At 61.8% G+C, this 14,386-nt stretch carries 12 protein-coding genes and 4 tRNA genes; 14 read left to right on the forward strand and 2 right to left on the reverse strand.

The features are described from left to right. The 9 genes from FHK92_RS17120 to FHK92_RS17160 all read left to right on the forward strand — a co-directional run bounded on the left by FHK92_RS17120 (position 1) and on the right by FHK92_RS17160 (position 4,360). A tRNA-Ala gene (locus FHK92_RS17120) sits at positions 1-76 on the forward strand. Between the two features lie 79 nt (positions 77-155). Further along, positions 156-231 (forward strand) — tRNA-Glu (locus FHK92_RS17125). 53 nt (positions 232-284) lie between these two features. Next, positions 285-360 (forward strand) — tRNA-Ala (locus tag FHK92_RS17130). Positions 361-436: 76 nt separating this feature from the next. Next, positions 437-512: transfer RNA gene (locus FHK92_RS17135), tRNA-Glu, on the forward strand. Between the two features lie 178 nt (positions 513-690). Beyond that, on the forward strand, positions 691-1,230 hold the full coding sequence (locus FHK92_RS17140) for a TetR/AcrR family transcriptional regulator (protein WP_181289099.1): 540 nt from the start codon (positions 691-693) through the stop codon (positions 1,228-1,230). A 27-nt stretch (positions 1,231-1,257) separates the two neighbouring features. Further along, positions 1,258-2,091, forward strand: a complete 834-nt coding sequence (locus tag FHK92_RS17145; protein ID WP_181289100.1) for an alpha/beta fold hydrolase — start codon at positions 1,258-1,260, stop codon at positions 2,089-2,091. Positions 2,092-2,135: 44 nt separating this feature from the next. Continuing rightward, positions 2,136-2,585, forward strand: a complete 450-nt coding sequence (locus FHK92_RS17150; protein ID WP_181289101.1) for an acyl-CoA thioesterase — start codon at positions 2,136-2,138, stop codon at positions 2,583-2,585. 243 nt (positions 2,586-2,828) lie between these two features. Then, entirely contained in the window at positions 2,829-3,788 is a 960-nt protein-coding gene (locus FHK92_RS17155; protein WP_181289102.1) for a tRNA dihydrouridine synthase, read from the forward strand. A 119-nt stretch (positions 3,789-3,907) separates the two neighbouring features. Continuing rightward, a complete protein-coding gene (locus FHK92_RS17160) occupies positions 3,908-4,360 on the forward strand; it encodes an Hsp20 family protein (RefSeq protein WP_030142036.1) in 453 nt (150 codons plus the stop codon). 212 nt (positions 4,361-4,572) lie between these two features. Here the strand turns inward: FHK92_RS17160 and FHK92_RS17165 are convergent, their stop codons facing one another. Beyond that, the gene (locus tag FHK92_RS17165; protein ID WP_181289103.1) at positions 4,573-7,851 is read right to left on the reverse strand and encodes an EAL domain-containing protein; all 3,279 of its coding nucleotides are present in this window, start codon (positions 7,849-7,851) and stop codon (positions 4,573-4,575) included. Between the two features lie 66 nt (positions 7,852-7,917). Next, positions 7,918-8,808 carry a LysR family transcriptional regulator gene (locus FHK92_RS17170; RefSeq protein ID WP_181289104.1) on the reverse strand — a complete coding sequence of 297 codons (891 nt, stop codon included), beginning with the start codon at positions 8,806-8,808 and terminating at the stop codon, positions 7,918-7,920. A 157-nt stretch (positions 8,809-8,965) separates the two neighbouring features. Between FHK92_RS17170 and leuC the strand changes: the two genes are divergently transcribed. From leuC to asd, 5 genes are all read left to right on the forward strand, one after another. Further along, positions 8,966-10,384, forward strand: a complete 1,419-nt coding sequence (leuC, locus tag FHK92_RS17175) for a 3-isopropylmalate dehydratase large subunit (RefSeq protein WP_181289105.1) — start codon at positions 8,966-8,968, stop codon at positions 10,382-10,384. An 11-nt stretch (positions 10,385-10,395) separates the two neighbouring features. After that, a complete protein-coding gene (gene leuD, locus FHK92_RS17180; RefSeq protein WP_030142033.1) occupies positions 10,396-11,040 on the forward strand; it encodes a 3-isopropylmalate dehydratase small subunit in 645 nt (214 codons plus the stop codon). A gap of 138 nt (positions 11,041-11,178) precedes the next feature. Beyond that, a complete protein-coding gene (locus tag FHK92_RS17185) occupies positions 11,179-11,943 on the forward strand; it encodes a class I SAM-dependent methyltransferase (protein WP_181289106.1) in 765 nt (254 codons plus the stop codon). Between the two features lie 57 nt (positions 11,944-12,000). Next, the gene (gene leuB, locus FHK92_RS17190) at positions 12,001-13,083 is read left to right on the forward strand and encodes a 3-isopropylmalate dehydrogenase (protein WP_181289107.1); all 1,083 of its coding nucleotides are present in this window, start codon (positions 12,001-12,003) and stop codon (positions 13,081-13,083) included. A gap of 54 nt (positions 13,084-13,137) precedes the next feature. After that, positions 13,138-14,250: an aspartate-semialdehyde dehydrogenase gene (gene asd / locus FHK92_RS17195; RefSeq protein ID WP_181289108.1), complete on the forward strand. Its 1,113-nt coding sequence runs from the start codon at positions 13,138-13,140 to the stop codon at positions 14,248-14,250. The last annotated feature ends 136 nt before the right edge of the window (positions 14,251-14,386 follow it).

Consider the following 14,386-nt stretch of genomic DNA (forward strand, 5'->3'; position numbering starts at 1 on the left):
GGGGCTATAGCTCAGCTGGGAGAGCGCTTGCATGGCATGCAAGAGGTCGACGGTTCGATCCCGTCTAGCTCCACCAATTTACACTTCAAGGCCTGGCCACACCGGCCTTGAAGCGATCAACACTCAGCGTTGATCAGTTGTATAGAAGGGTTTGCGTCCCCTTCGTCTAGTGGCCTAGGACACCGCCCTTTCACGGCGGTAACAGGGGTTCGAGTCCCCTAGGGGACGCCAGTTTTACAGAAGCGATGTTACAAGATGTCGCTCCGCCGCGAGGCGAAAAATCCGGGGCTATAGCTCAGCTGGGAGAGCGCTTGCATGGCATGCAAGAGGTCGACGGTTCGATCCCGTCTAGCTCCACCAATTTACACTTCAAGGTCTGGCCACACCGGCCTTGAAGCGATCAGTCCTCAGCGCTGATCATGTTCAGAAGGTTTGTGTCCCCTTCGTCTAGTGGCCTAGGACACCGCCCTTTCACGGCGGTAACAGGGGTTCGAGTCCCCTAGGGGACGCCACGATTACCCGCTCTGCGGGATTTTATAAGGGTCATTCAATTATTGAATGGCCCTTTTGTTTGTCTGGCGTTCAGCCAATTCCCTTATCCTCGAAAATACTTCTGACCAGCGGTCAATATTTCGCTTGCGGAAATTTATTATGGGGATAATATTTCAATCGTAATATTCGGAGGCAACGATGAGCGATAAAAAAGCACAAACCCGTGAACGCATTCTCAAGGCCGCCAGCGATGCGCTGATCCAGCGCGGGCCGGCCGAGCCGAGCGTGGGCGAGGTGATGGGCGCGGCCGGGCTGACGGTGGGTGGTTTCTACGCTCATTTCGAAAGCAAGGACGCGTTGATGCTGGAGGCGTTCAAGCAACTGTTGGGCCGCCGCCGTGGCCTGATTGCCGACATGGATGCCGAGCTGACGGGTGAGGAGCGGCGCGCCTTGGTCGCGGCGTTCTACCTGTCGCGCAAGCACCGGGATTCCACCGAGCAGGCGTGCCCGATCCCGGCGTCGGTCGGTGAGCTCGGGCGGCTGCCGGATGCGTTTCGCGAGGTGCTTAACGAACACATCGAATTGATGGTCGCGCAGTTGGCGGCCAGCCCTGAAGACGCTGACAAAGCGCTGGCCGACATTGCCTTGATGGTGGGCGGCCTGGCCCTGGCGCGGGCGTTGGGCCCGGGCGAGTTATCGGATCGTTTGCTGCGCGCCGCCAAGTCGGCGGTGCGCTGAGCTGAGGCGCAAGCCCTGGAGATGAGCATGGACAGGTTGAGCTGGATTCGTGGCGTCAATGGCACCCTTGGCCGGATAGCACCGTGCCTGGTGGCAAAGAAAATGCGTAAGGTATTCATGAGTCCCCGCAACCTGCCACCGCGAGACTGGGAGCTGCCATTGCTGGCCTCGTCTGAGCGCATCACCTTGCGCTTCGGTCTGTCTGCCTTGCGTTGGGGCAAAGGCCCGGCTGTCCTGTTGATGCATGGCTGGGAAGGACGGCCAACGCAGTTCGCGGCCTTGATCAACGCGCTGGTCGATGCCGGCTATACGGTAGTGGCGCTGGATGGGCCGGCCCATGGCCGCTCGCCCGGTCATGAGGCCAACGTCCTGTTGTTTGCCCGGGCGATGCTTGAAGCCGCAGCGGAATTGCCACCGTTGCAAGCGGTGATCGGCCACTCCATGGGCGGCGCCAGTGCGATGCTGGCGGTTCAGTTGGGCCTGCGGACCGAGACGCTGGTGAGCATCGCCGCGCCGGCGCGGATCCTCGGCGTGCTGCGTGGCTTCGCGCGAATGATGGGAATGCCTCCCCGGGCGCGCTCGGCTTTCATTCGCCAGGTGGAGCAAGACGTGGGCATGCAGGCTTCGAAAATGGACGTCGCGCAATATCAGTTGGATGTACCAGGATTGATCGTCCACGCCGAGGACGATATGTCGGTTTCGGTGAAGGAATCGCAACTGATCCATGAAGCCTGGTTCGACAGTCGCTTGCTGCGGTTGCCTCAGGGCGGTCATCAGCGAGTCTTGGCCGATCCCCGTGTGATTGATGGCGTGTTATCACTGCTGGCGGGACGCAGCCTGCAAGCGCGGCAATCGGCCTGAGCATCCGGTACACTGCCCCGATCCATATTTGACAGGAGACGGGCATGGGCTGGGATCGGGCAACGCCATTCATCATTGACCTTCAGGTGAATGCCGAAGACATCGACGGGCTGGGCCACGCCAACAATGCGGTGTACGTCACCTGGCTGGAACGCTGCGCCTGGCGCCATTCCCAGCGCCTGGGCCTGGACCTGGTGGAATACCGCCGACTGGATCGGGCCATGGCGGTGGTGCGGCATGAAATCGATTACCTGGCGGCGGCCTATGAGGGCGACGAATTGCAGTTGGCGACCTGGATTGTCGACTGGGACCAACGCCTGAAAATGACCCGGCATTTCCAGCTCGTCCGTCCCAGCGATAACACCACGTTGCTGCGGGCCCAGACCACTTTCGTCTGCATCGAATTGTCCACCGGCCGGCCCAAGCGCATGCCGGCGGAGTTTATCGAAGGTTATGGCCCGGCCCTGGAATCGTCCGGCATCCTCATAGACTGACCCACCGCTTTCGCGAGCAAGCTCGCTCCCACAGGGATTGTTGGTGGATTGCGATGTCATGTACGCCTCGGGACCCTTGTGGGAGCGAGCTTGCTCGCGAAGGCGGCAGTTCAGTCAGCATCTCCACAAGCTGACCCACCGCTTTCGCGAGCAAGCTCGCTGCCACAAAGAACTCATAGTGGTGCCGGATGGGTAGTGAAATCCGCTAAACTGCCGCACGTTTTTTCGTCGAGTGTGTTTTCCATGCAAATTGCCCTGGCGCCCATGGAGGGGTTGGTCGACAACATCCTGCGGGACGTCCTGACCCGTGTTGGCGGTATCGACTGGTGCGTCACCGAGTTCATCCGCGTCAACGACCGTCTGCTCACGCCGGCCTATTTCCACAAGCTCGGCCCTGAGCTGCTGACCGGTGCCCGGACTGCCGCGGGCGTGCCCCTGCGGGTGCAACTGCTGGGCTCCGACCCGGTGTGCCTGGCGGAAAACGCGGCACTGGCCTGCGAGTTGGGCTCGGAGGTGATCGACCTGAACTTCGGTTGCCCGGCCAAGACTGTGAATAAATCCCGGGGCGGGGCGGTGTTGCTCAAGGAGCCTGAGCTGCTCAACGAAATTGTCGAGCACGTACGGCGTGCGGTGCCCAAGCACATTCCGGTAACGGCGAAGATGCGCCTCGGCTTCGACAGCCCGGACGGCGCGCTGGTTTGCGCCACGGCCTTGGCCGAAGGCGGCGCGGCGCACATCGTGGTGCATGCGCGGACCAAGGTCGACGGCTACAAGCCACCGGCCCATTGGGAGTGGATTCCCCGCGTCCAGGAAGTGGTCAAGGTGCCGGTGTTCGCCAATGGCGATATCTGGAGCGTCGAAGACTGGCGCCGATGCCGCGAAATCAGCGGTGTCGAGGACATCATGCTCGGCCGTGGCCTGGTGTCACGCCCCGACCTGGCCCGGCAGATCGCCGCTGCCCGGGCCGGTGAAGAGGTCGCCGAGATGTCCTGGGCTGACCTGCAGCCGATGCTCCAGGACTTCTGGCTGCAAGTGGTCGATCAGCTGACGCCACGCCAGGCGCCGGGTCGCTTGAAGCAATGGCTGGCCATGCTGACCCGCAACTACCCGGAGGCGGTTGAGCTGTTCAGTGCCGTGCGCCGGGAAACCGACTTGGACGCGGTGGGCCATTTGCTGGGTGTACAGCGCACCGAAGCGGCCTGAAAAAATTTTCAGAAAAAGCTCTTGAAAAGTTTTTGGCGGTCCCTAGATAGGGGATACGCGATGCCGAATTCGGGTCGCGGAGACAAAAAACCTTGCTGAACTTTCAGGAGATTTGAATCATGAGTACTGCATTTTCGCTGGCCCCTCTGTTCCGTTCCTCGGTGGGCTTCGACCGTTTCAACGACCTGTTCGAAACCGCACTGCGCAACGAGCCGGGCAGCAGCTATCCACCCTACAACGTGGAAAAACACGGCGATGACGAATACCGCATCGTAGTCGCCGCCGCCGGGTTCCGGGAAGAAGACCTGGACCTGCAAGTGGAAAAAGGTGTGCTGACCATCAGCGGCGGCAAGCGTGAGGCCAGCAACGACAGCGTGACCTTCCTGCACCAGGGCATCGCCCAGCGTGCGTTCAAGCTGTCCTTCCGGTTGGCGGATCATATCGAGATCAAATCCGCCGGCCTGAGCAACGGTCTGTTGAGCATCGACCTGTTGCGCGTGGTACCGGAAGAGGCGAAAGCCAAGCGCATCCCGATCAACGGTGCGCAGCAGAAACCTGCGCTGGAGAACTGATCCATCGCCAATGAAGAAGGGCGCCGAAATGGCGCCCTTTTTCATTGTGCAGAGCACTACCGTGGCGAGGGAGCTTGCTCCCGCTGGGCTGCGAAGCGGCCCCAAAATAGGATGTCCCCTCAGGTCAGTCTGACACACCGCGGTGCCAGGTTTCAGGGCTGCTTCGCAGCCCAGCGGGAGCAAGCTCCCTCGCCACAATGAGTCCCACGACATCACGGCAACAACCGCTCAAACGCCTCCAGCGGCAACGGTCGGCTGTGCAGATAACCCTGGTACAAATGACAATCGAGCCCTTGCAGGAATTGCAGCTGCTCCAAGGTCTCCACGCCTTCGGCAATCATCACCAGGTTCAGGCTGCGGGCCATGGCGACGATGGCGCGGATGATTTCGGCGTCGTTCGGGTCGCTGGTGGCGTCCCGCACGAATGACTGGTCGATTTTCAATGTGTCGACCGGTAGCCGCTTAAGGTAGGTCAGCGACGAATAACCGGTGCCAAAGTCATCCATGGCAAAGCTCACGCCAAGCTTCTTGAGCCGGCGCATCTTGGCAATGGTGTCGTCCAGGTTCTGGATCACGATGCCCTCGGTAATTTCCAGTTTCAACATGCCACACGGCAGGCCGTGGTGGGCGAGGCTGTTTTCGATGCGTTCGACGAAATCGCTCTGGCGAAACTGCCGGGGGCTGATGTTCACGCAGAGGCTGAATTGCTCTGGATCGATCTTGCCCTTGGCAACCAGTTGCCTGAAGCCGTCGCAGGCTTCATCGAGGATCCAGGTCCCGACCTCCAGGATCAGGCCGCTGTCCTCCAGGACCTTGATGAATTCATTGGGCGACTGGGCACCCAGCTCCGGGTGATGCCAGCGCACCAGCGCCTCGGCGCCGATGATGCGGTTGTCCCGGGCGTCGACCTGGGGTTGGAAATGCACGCTGAACTCATTGCGGGCCAAGGCCTGGCGCAGGTCGGTTTCCATGCGCAGCCTTTCGCTGGCGGCTTTTTGCATGGTGGTGTGGAACATCTGCGAGGTGTTGCGTCCCGAATCCTTGGCGCGGTACAGGGCGATGTCGGCGCGCTTGAGCAGGTCAGTGGGCGTCGAGCCATGGTCCGGAATCAGTGCCATGCCGATGCTGGGGGTGACTTGCAGCCGTTGGCCGTCGAGGAACATCGGCTCGGAAAGCAGTTCGCGCAGTGTGTCGGCGAGGTTCTGCACCTGTTGGCTGACCACGCCGCGCGTACCTTCCAGGCCGCTGAGCAACACCACGAACTCGTCGCCGCCCAACCGCGCCACCGTATCCTCGAGGCGCACGCTGGCTTCGAGGCGTGCGGTGATGATTTTCAGCACCGTGTCGCCCACCGGATGGCCGAGCGAGTCGTTGATGTGCTTGAAGTGGTCCAGGTCAAGGAACAGCAGGGCACCGCGCAGATTGTGGCGCTTGAGCAAGGCGATCTGCTGGCTCAGTCGGTCCATCAGCAGCGCCCGGTTGGGCAGGTTGGTCAGGGGATCGTGGTAGGCCAGGTGGCGGATCTGTGCCTCGGCATTGCGCAGCAGGCTCACGTCCCGGGCGGTCAACAGCAGGCAGGCCTTCTCGTTGAGCGTGATCGGTTCGACCGACACCTCTACCGTGAGGATTTCCCCGCGCTTGTTGCGCCCGAGCATTTCCTGGTGAAGGACGCGGCCCTTGAGCTGCAGCTCCGCCAACAAGGCGGCGCGCTGCTTCTCCTCGGCCCAGATGCCGACTTCGTAGACCGTATGCCCGATCACCTCGTCAGCGCGATAGCCGGTCAGGCGACAGAAGCCGTCGTTGACCTCCAGGTAGCGGCCGCTTTCGAATTCGGTGATGGTGATGGCATCCGGACTGGAATGGAACGCCTTGGCGAACTTCTCCTCGCTGGCCTTGAGCGCCGCTTCGGAGCGTTGCTGCTGGGTGATGTCCCGCAGGGTGGTGACGATGCAGGGCTGGTTGCCGACGTTGATCTGGCGACTGGAGATGACGCAGGTCAGCGGCTGGCCATTCTTGTGATAGACCACCACGGCGACGTTGCTCAGCGATTGTTCGCGAATCACCCGCTCGATACGTTGCAGACTACTGCCCGAAGCGTCCCACAAGCCAATCTCGTCGGCGCTGCGACCGAGCACGTCGCTGGCGGCCCAGCCGAAAGTTTGGGTAAAGCTGGAGTTGATCTCGATAAACCGGCCATCGTCCTGGTGAGTGACGCAGATCGGGTCGGGGCTGACCTGGAACAGCGTGGCGAATTTTTCTTCCGAGGCCGCCAGGCTCTGTTCGCGCTCCACCTGGTCGGTGATGTCGAGCAAGGTGCCGGCCATGCGCAGGGGGCTGCCGTCGTCGTTGCGGTAGAGGCGGGCACGGCTTTCCAGGTAGCGCGAGCTGCCGTCCGGCAGTTGCACGCGGTAGGTCAGTTGATAGTTGCCGGCGGGGCCTTCACGCAGGCTGCGGTAGGCGTTGCGCATGTTGTTGCGTTCTTCGGTGGGCACGCCTTCGAAAAACGCATCGAACGATTCATGGAAGGCCTTGGGCTCCAGACCATGGAGCTGTGCCGCCCGGGCCGAGCCGTAGAGCATGCCGCTGGGAATGTGCCAGTCCCAGGTTCCCAGTTGCGCCGAGTCGAGGGCCAGGTCGAGGCGCTCCTGGCTGTCCTTGAGGGCCTGCTCGGCGAGCTTGCGCTCGGTGGTGTCGAGGAACGTGCTCAGCAGGTAAGGCTGGCCTTCGAGCTCGACCTTCTGGGCGCTGAGAATGCCGTTGTGGACCTGGCCGTTACTGGCGCGGAATTCCACTTCCATGCTGATCAATTCGCCCTTGGCCTTGGTCGCCTCCACCAGTTTCGCCCGTTGACTGGGGTCTACCCACAGGCCCAATTCCAGGGTGGTGCGGCCGATCACGTCATGCACCGGCCAGCCGAACAGGCTTTCGAAATATTGGTTGGCCTCGCTGATCAGCCCGTCCTCCTGGCGGGTGAGCAGGACCATGTTCGGGCACAGGTGAAAAAGCGTGGCGAAGCGTTTCTCCGAGCTGCGTAGCGCTTGTTCCCGTTCGCGCTGGTGGGTGATTTCGCGGATCACCCCGATCATGCGCGGCCGGCCGTGCTTGTCGGGTAGTACGCTGCCGCTGATTTCCAGCCAGTGCAGGCTGCCGTCGGGCCAGACGATGCGGTGGTGCATCGCCTGCTCAAGCGGAGCACCGGCCACCGCCGCGTGGAATGCGCGCACGGCCCTGGCCCGGTCTTCGGGTAGCAGCAGGTCGAGGTAATCCACGTCTGCCGGCAACGGCTGGCGCGGATCGAAGCCGAACAGCGCCTGGGTGCCCCGCGACCAACTGATCTGCCCGGTGTCGATGTCCCACGACCAAGCCCCCAGCCGCGCTCCGTTCAGGGCGGCCAGCAACTGTGGCGCGCTGTCCCAGCTTTGCTCGGACCGTTTCGGGTCGAGCGCCTGGATGCGCGGCAGGGGCGGGATATGGTCAGCGGGTTTGGGCATTCTCTAGCGGGCCTTGGCAGATGTGGTTTATGCGCAGGCGTAGTGGCCCTATAGGAGTAGCACAACTTATGCCCTTGTCCCTGGCAGATCGATTTGTGCGTCCAATAGAGCCATGAAGGCCCGCGCGGCGTTCGACAGCGTCCGTTCGGTGTGCAGGATATAGCCTAGCTGGCGACTGAGCTGTATGCCTGGCAAAGGAATGCGCGCCACCTGCTCGTCGAGCATGGTGCGCGGCAAAACGCTCCAGGCCAGGCCGATGGAGACCATCATCTTTATGGTTTCCAGATAATTCGTGCTCATGGCGATGTTCGGCGTCAGGCCTTGGGCTTCGAACAATCGCCGGACGATGTGATGGGTGAAGGTATTGCCGCCCGGGAACACCGCCGGGTGCAACGCAATGTCCGCAAGGCTCACCGCGCCGTTCTCCAGCAGCGCGTGTTCCGGCGCCACCACGAAATCCAGCGGGTCGTCCCACACGGGCTTGGCGCTTACCAAGTTGTGGGGCTCGGGGGCGAGGGTGATGACGGCCAGTTCTGCCCGGCCGTGGAGGATTTCTTCGTAGGCCACTTCCGAATCCAGGAACTGAATATCCAGGGCCACCTGTGGGTAGCGTCGGGTGAATTCCCTCAATAAAGGCGGCAAGCGGTGCAGGCCGATGTGGTGGCTGGTGGCGAGGGTCAGGCGCCCGGTCACTTCGCCGGTCAGGTTGGTCAGGGCGCGGCGGGTGTCGTCCAGTACGTTGAGGATCTGGTAGGCCCGTGGCAGCAGGGCGCGACCGGCTTCGGTCAGGCCGATTTCGCGGCCCAATCGATCGAACAGGCGCACGTTGAGCTGCTGCTCCAGCCCGGCAATCCGCTTGCTGATGGCGGGTTGGGTCAGGTGCAGCCGTTCGCCGGCACCGGAGAAACTGCCGGTCTCGGCGATGGCAATAAAGGCGTTGAGGTTGGCGAGGTCCATGGCCGTCTTATTCGAATTCCTGTTGGTTATGCAAAGTATGAAAAATATGAATTTGAGTTATTTAATGTAGCCTCATAACATCAGCCTCACAAGCCAAGGGGTCATTGACCCGTTCAAGACCCAGGGCATAGAAACAAGCTGATGAGGAAACCGTCTGATGGCCGGCAAAACGCTCTACGACAAGCTCTGGGATTCGCATTTGGTCAAGCAGCGCGACGATGGCTCGGCGCTGATCTACATCGACCGTCACATCATTCACGAAGTGACCTCACCGCAAGCCTTCGAAGGCCTGCGCCTGGCCGGGCGCAAGCCGTGGCGCATCGATGCCAACATCGCGACCCCGGACCACAACGTACCGACCACGCCGGAGCGCAAGGGCGGCATCGAGGCGATTGCCGACCAGGTCTCGCGCTTGCAAGTGCAGACCCTCGACGACAACTGTGACGAATACGGCATCGTCGAATTCAAGATGAACGACGTGCGCCAGGGCATCGTCCACGTCATCGGTCCGGAGCAGGGCGCGACCTTGCCCGGCATGACCGTGGTCTGCGGCGACTCGCACACCTCGACCCACGGTGCATTCGGCGCCTTGGCCCACGGCATCGGTACGTCCGAGGTCGAGCATGTGCTCGCCACTCAATGCCTGGTCGCCAAGAAAATGAAGAACATGCTGGTGCGCGTCGAGGGCAAGCTGCCGTTCGGCGTGACCGCCAAGGACATCGTCCTGGCGGTAATCGGCAAGATCGGCACCGCGGGTGGTAACGGCCATGCCATCGAATTCGCCGGCAGCGCGATCCGCGATTTGTCCGTCGAAGGCCGCATGACCATCTGCAACATGTCCATCGAGGCCGGAGCCCGTGTCGGGCTGGTGGCCGCCGATGAAAAAACCGTGGAATACGTCAAGGGCCGTCCGTTCTCGCCCAAAGGCGCGGAATGGGACATGGCGGTCGAGGCGTGGAAAGACTTGGTCTCTGACCCGGACGCCAAATTCGACACCGTGGTCGAGCTCGACGCGACGCAGATCAAGCCGCAAGTCAGCTGGGGCACTTCGCCAGAAATGGTGTTGGCGGTGGACCAGAACGTACCGGATCCGGCCAAGGAAATGGACCTGGTCAAGCGCGACTCTATCGTCCGTGCCTTGAAATACATGGGCTTGAGCGCCAACCAGGCGATCACCGACATTCAGCTCGACCGCGTGTTCATCGGTTCCTGCACCAACTCGCGGATCGAAGACCTGCGCGCCGCCGCAGTCATCGCCAAGGGCCGCAAGGTCGCCTCGACCATCAAGCAAGCCATCGTGGTACCGGGCTCTGGCCTGGTGAAGGCCCAGGCCGAAGCGGAAGGGCTGGACAAGATTTTCCTCGAGGCCGGTTTCGAATGGCGCGAGCCTGGATGCTCGATGTGCCTGGCGATGAACCCGGATCGCCTGGAATCGGGCGAGCATTGCGCCTCGACGTCCAACCGTAACTTCGAAGGCCGTCAGGGCGCTGGTGGCCGTACGCACCTGGTGAGCCCGGCGATGGCCGCCGCGGCGGCCGTGAATGGCCGTTTCGTCGACGTCCGCGAATTGATCTGAAGGAGCGCAGCATGAAAGCTTTTACCCAGCACACCGGTCTTGTCGCGCCTTTGGATCGTGCCAACGTCGACACTGACCAGATCATTCCCAAGCAGTTCTTGAAGTCCATCAAACGCACCGGTTTCGGCCCGAACCTGTTTGACGAGTGGCGTTATTTGGATGTCGGCCAGCCGTACCAGGACAACTCCAAGCGTCCGCTGAACAAGGATTTCGTGCTCAATGCCGAGCGTTACCAAGGCGCCAGCGTGTTGCTGGCCCGTGAGAACTTCGGTTGCGGTTCGAGCCGCGAGCACGCGCCATGGGCCCTGGAAGAATACGGTTTCCGCAGCATCATCGCGCCGAGCTATGCCGACATTTTCTTTAACAACAGCTTCAAGAACGGTTTGCTGCCGATCATCCTCAGCGACGCCGAGGTGGATGAGCTGTTCCAGCAGGTCGAGGCCAACCCGGGCTATCAACTGCAGATCGACCTGGCCGCCCAGACCGTGACCCGTCCCGACGGCAAGGTGCTGGGTTTCGAGATCGATGCGTTTCGCAAGCATTGCCTGCTCAACGGCCTGGACGACATCGGCCTGACCCTGCAGGACGGCGAGGCGATTGCCGCGTTCGAAGCCAAGCACCGGGCGAGCCAGCCTTGGTTGTTTCGTGATGCTTGATTTTGCGTAAGGCGTAAAGACGCCATCGCGAGCAAGCTCGCTCCCACATTGGATTTGCGGCGTTCACAAAACCCCTGTGGGAGCGAGCTTGCTCGCGATGGGGGCCGCCCAGGCAATACAAAACCACAAGGACATCTCATGACCAGCACCGCCCACAGCCAAGTCGTACAAAAGCAATTCGGTGAACAGGCCTCGGCCTACCTGAGCAGTGCCGTGCACGCCCAGGGCGCTGAGTTCGCGCTGCTACAGGCTGCGTTGGCTGGTCGTGGCGATGCTCGCGTTCTAGACCTGGGGTGCGGCGCTGGCCATGTGAGTTTTCATGTGGCGCCATTGGCTGGTGAAGTGGTGGCGTACGATCTGTCCCAGCAAATGCTGGATGTGGTGAGCGCCGCAGCGGCCGAGCGTGGCCTGGGCAATATCAGTACGGTACGGGGCGCCGCTGAGCGGCTGCCGTTCGCCGACGGTGAGTTCGATTTCGTGTTCAGCCGTTATTCGGCGCATCATTGGAGCGATCTCGGCCTGGCGCTGCGAGAAGTGCGCCGGGTGCTCAAGCCGGGCGGGGTGATGGCGTTCATCGATATCCTGTCGCCGGGCACGCCGTTGCTGGACACCTACCTGCAAAGCATCGAAGTGCTGCGCGACACCAGCCATGTGCGCGATTATTCGGCCGATGAGTGGTTGCGCCAAGTCAGCGAGGCGGGGTTGCACACTCGCAGCACTTCGCGTCAGCGGCTGCGCCTGGAGTACCAGTCCTGGGTCGAGCGCATGCGCACCCCCGAGGTGATGCGTGCGGCGATTCTTGAGCTGCAGCGCTCGATGGGCGACGAAGTGCGTGAATATTTTCAGATTGAGGCCGATGGTTCGTTCAGTACAGATGTGCTGGTGCTGTGGGCCGAGCGATAGGATTTTTCCCGGCCAGCCCCAGTGGGCGGTGCCGAAAACCGAACAAACGAGGAAAGCATGAGCAAGCAGATTCTGATTCTCCCAGGTGATGGCATCGGCCCGGAAATCATGGCCGAGGCGGTCAAGGTGCTGGAACTGGCGAACGACAAGTACGGCCTGGGTTTCGAGCTCAGCCACGACGTCATCGGTGGCGCGGCCATCGACAAGCACGGCGTGCCGCTGGCCGATGAAACCCTCGACCGTGCCCGCGCAGCCGATGCCGTGCTGTTGGGCGCTGTGGGCGGCCCGAAATGGGACAAGATCGAACGCGACATTCGCCCTGAACGCGGCCTGCTGAAGATTCGTGCGCAACTGGGCCTGTTCGGCAACCTGCGTCCGGCGATTCTGTATCCGCAATTGGCCGATGCATCGAGTCTGAGGCCGGAAATCGTCTCGGGCCTGGACATTCTCATCGTCCGTGAGCTGACCGGCGGCATCTATTTCGGCGCCCCGCGCGGCACCCGCGAGCTGGAAAACGGCGAGCGCCAGGCCTACGACACCCTGCCGTACAGCGAAAGCGAAATCCGCCGTATCGCCCGGGTCGGCTTCGACATGGCCCGCGTGCGTGGCAAGAAGCTGTGCTCGGTGGACAAAGCCAACGTCCTGGCTTCCAGCCAACTGTGGCGTGAAGTGGTCGAGCAGGTGGCCAAGGATTACCCGGACATCGAGCTGAGCCACATGTATGTCGACAACGCCGCGATGCAACTGGTCCGCGCGCCGAAGCAGTTCGACGTGATCGTCACCGACAACATGTTCGGCGACATCCTGTCCGACGAAGCATCGATGCTCACCGGTTCCATCGGCATGCTGCCGTCGGCTTCCCTGGATGCCAACAACAAAGGCATGTACGAGCCGTGCCACGGTTCGGCGCCGGACATCGCCGGGCAGGGCATTGCCAACCCGTTGGCGACCATCCTGTCGGTGTCGATGATGCTGCGCTACAGCTTCAACTTGAACGATGCCGCCGACGCGATCGAAAAAGCCGTCAGCGTGGTCCTGGACCAAGGCTTGCGCACCGGTGATATCTGGTCGCAAGGTTGTACCAAAGTCGGTACGCAGCAAATGGGCGATGCAGTAGTCGCCGCGCTGCGGAATCTGTAATCTTTCGGGCCCACCGCTTCGACGGTGGCCCACTTTTGTAAAGGTGTAGTTGCGATGAAACGTGTAGGTCTGATCGGTTGGCGCGGCATGGTCGGTTCCGTGCTCATGCAGCGAATGCTGGAAGAGCAGGATTTCGATCTCATTGAGCCGGTGTTTTTCACCACTTCCAACGTCGGTGGCCAGGGCCCGTCCGTGGGCAAGGACACCGGTGTGCTCAAGGATGCCTACAGCATCGACGAGCTCAAGACCCTCGACGTGATCCTGACCTGCCAGGGCGGCGACTACACCAGCGAAGTCTTCCCCAAGCTGCGTGAAGCCGGCTGGCAGGGTTACTGGATCGACGCCGCTTCCAGCCTGCGCATGCAGGACGACGCGGTGATCATCCTCGACCCGGTCAACCGCAAGGTCATCGACCAGCAGTTGGATGCGGGCACCAAGAACTACATCGGCGGCAACTGCACCGTCAGCCTGATGCTGATGGGCCTGGGCGGTCTGTTCGAAGCCGGTCTGGTGGAGTGGATGAGCGCCATGACCTACCAGGCGGCGTCCGGTGCCGGCGCGCAGAACATGCGTGAGCTGATCAAACAGATGGGCGCGACCCACGCCGCTGTCGCCGATGACCTGGCCAACCCGGCCAGCGCCATCCTCGACATCGACCGCAAGGTCGCCGAAGCGATGCGCAGCGATGCCTACCCGACCGAGAACTTCGGTGTGCCGCTGGCCGGCAGCCTGATCCCATGGATCGACAAGGAACTGCCCAACGGCCAGAGCCGTGAAGAGTGGAAGGCCCAGGCCGAAACCAACAAGATCCTCGGTCGCTTCAAGAGCCCGATCCCGGTGGACGGTATCTGCGTGCGCATCGGTGCCATGCGTTGCCACAGCCAGGCGTTGACCATCAAGCTGAACAAAGACGTGCCGATCGCCGACATCGAAGGCCTGATCAGCCAGCACAACCCTTGGGTCAAGCTGGTGCCGAACAACCGCGAAACCAGCATCCAGGAGCTGAGCCCGACCAAGGTCACCGGCACCCTGAACGTGCCGGTGGGCCGTCTGCGCAAACTGAACATGGGTTCGCAGTTCGTAGGTGCCTTCACCGTCGGCGACCAACTGCTGTGGGGCGCGGCCGAACCGCTGCGCCGCATGCTGCGGATCCTGCTCGAACGTTGATCGATTGCTGCTGTGAAAGAACCCGCGCCTTGTGAGAGGTGCGGGTTTTTTATTCGGCGGTAGTTCTTGGGTGCCTGGACCGGCCTCTTCGCGAGCAGGCTCGCTCCCACAGGTTCCGTGTTCACCGAAGATCCAT

It is taken from the genome of Pseudomonas brassicacearum subsp. neoaurantiaca (genome assembly GCF_013608025.1).
In the GTDB taxonomy this organism is placed as follows: Bacteria; Pseudomonadota; Gammaproteobacteria; order Pseudomonadales; family Pseudomonadaceae; genus Aquipseudomonas.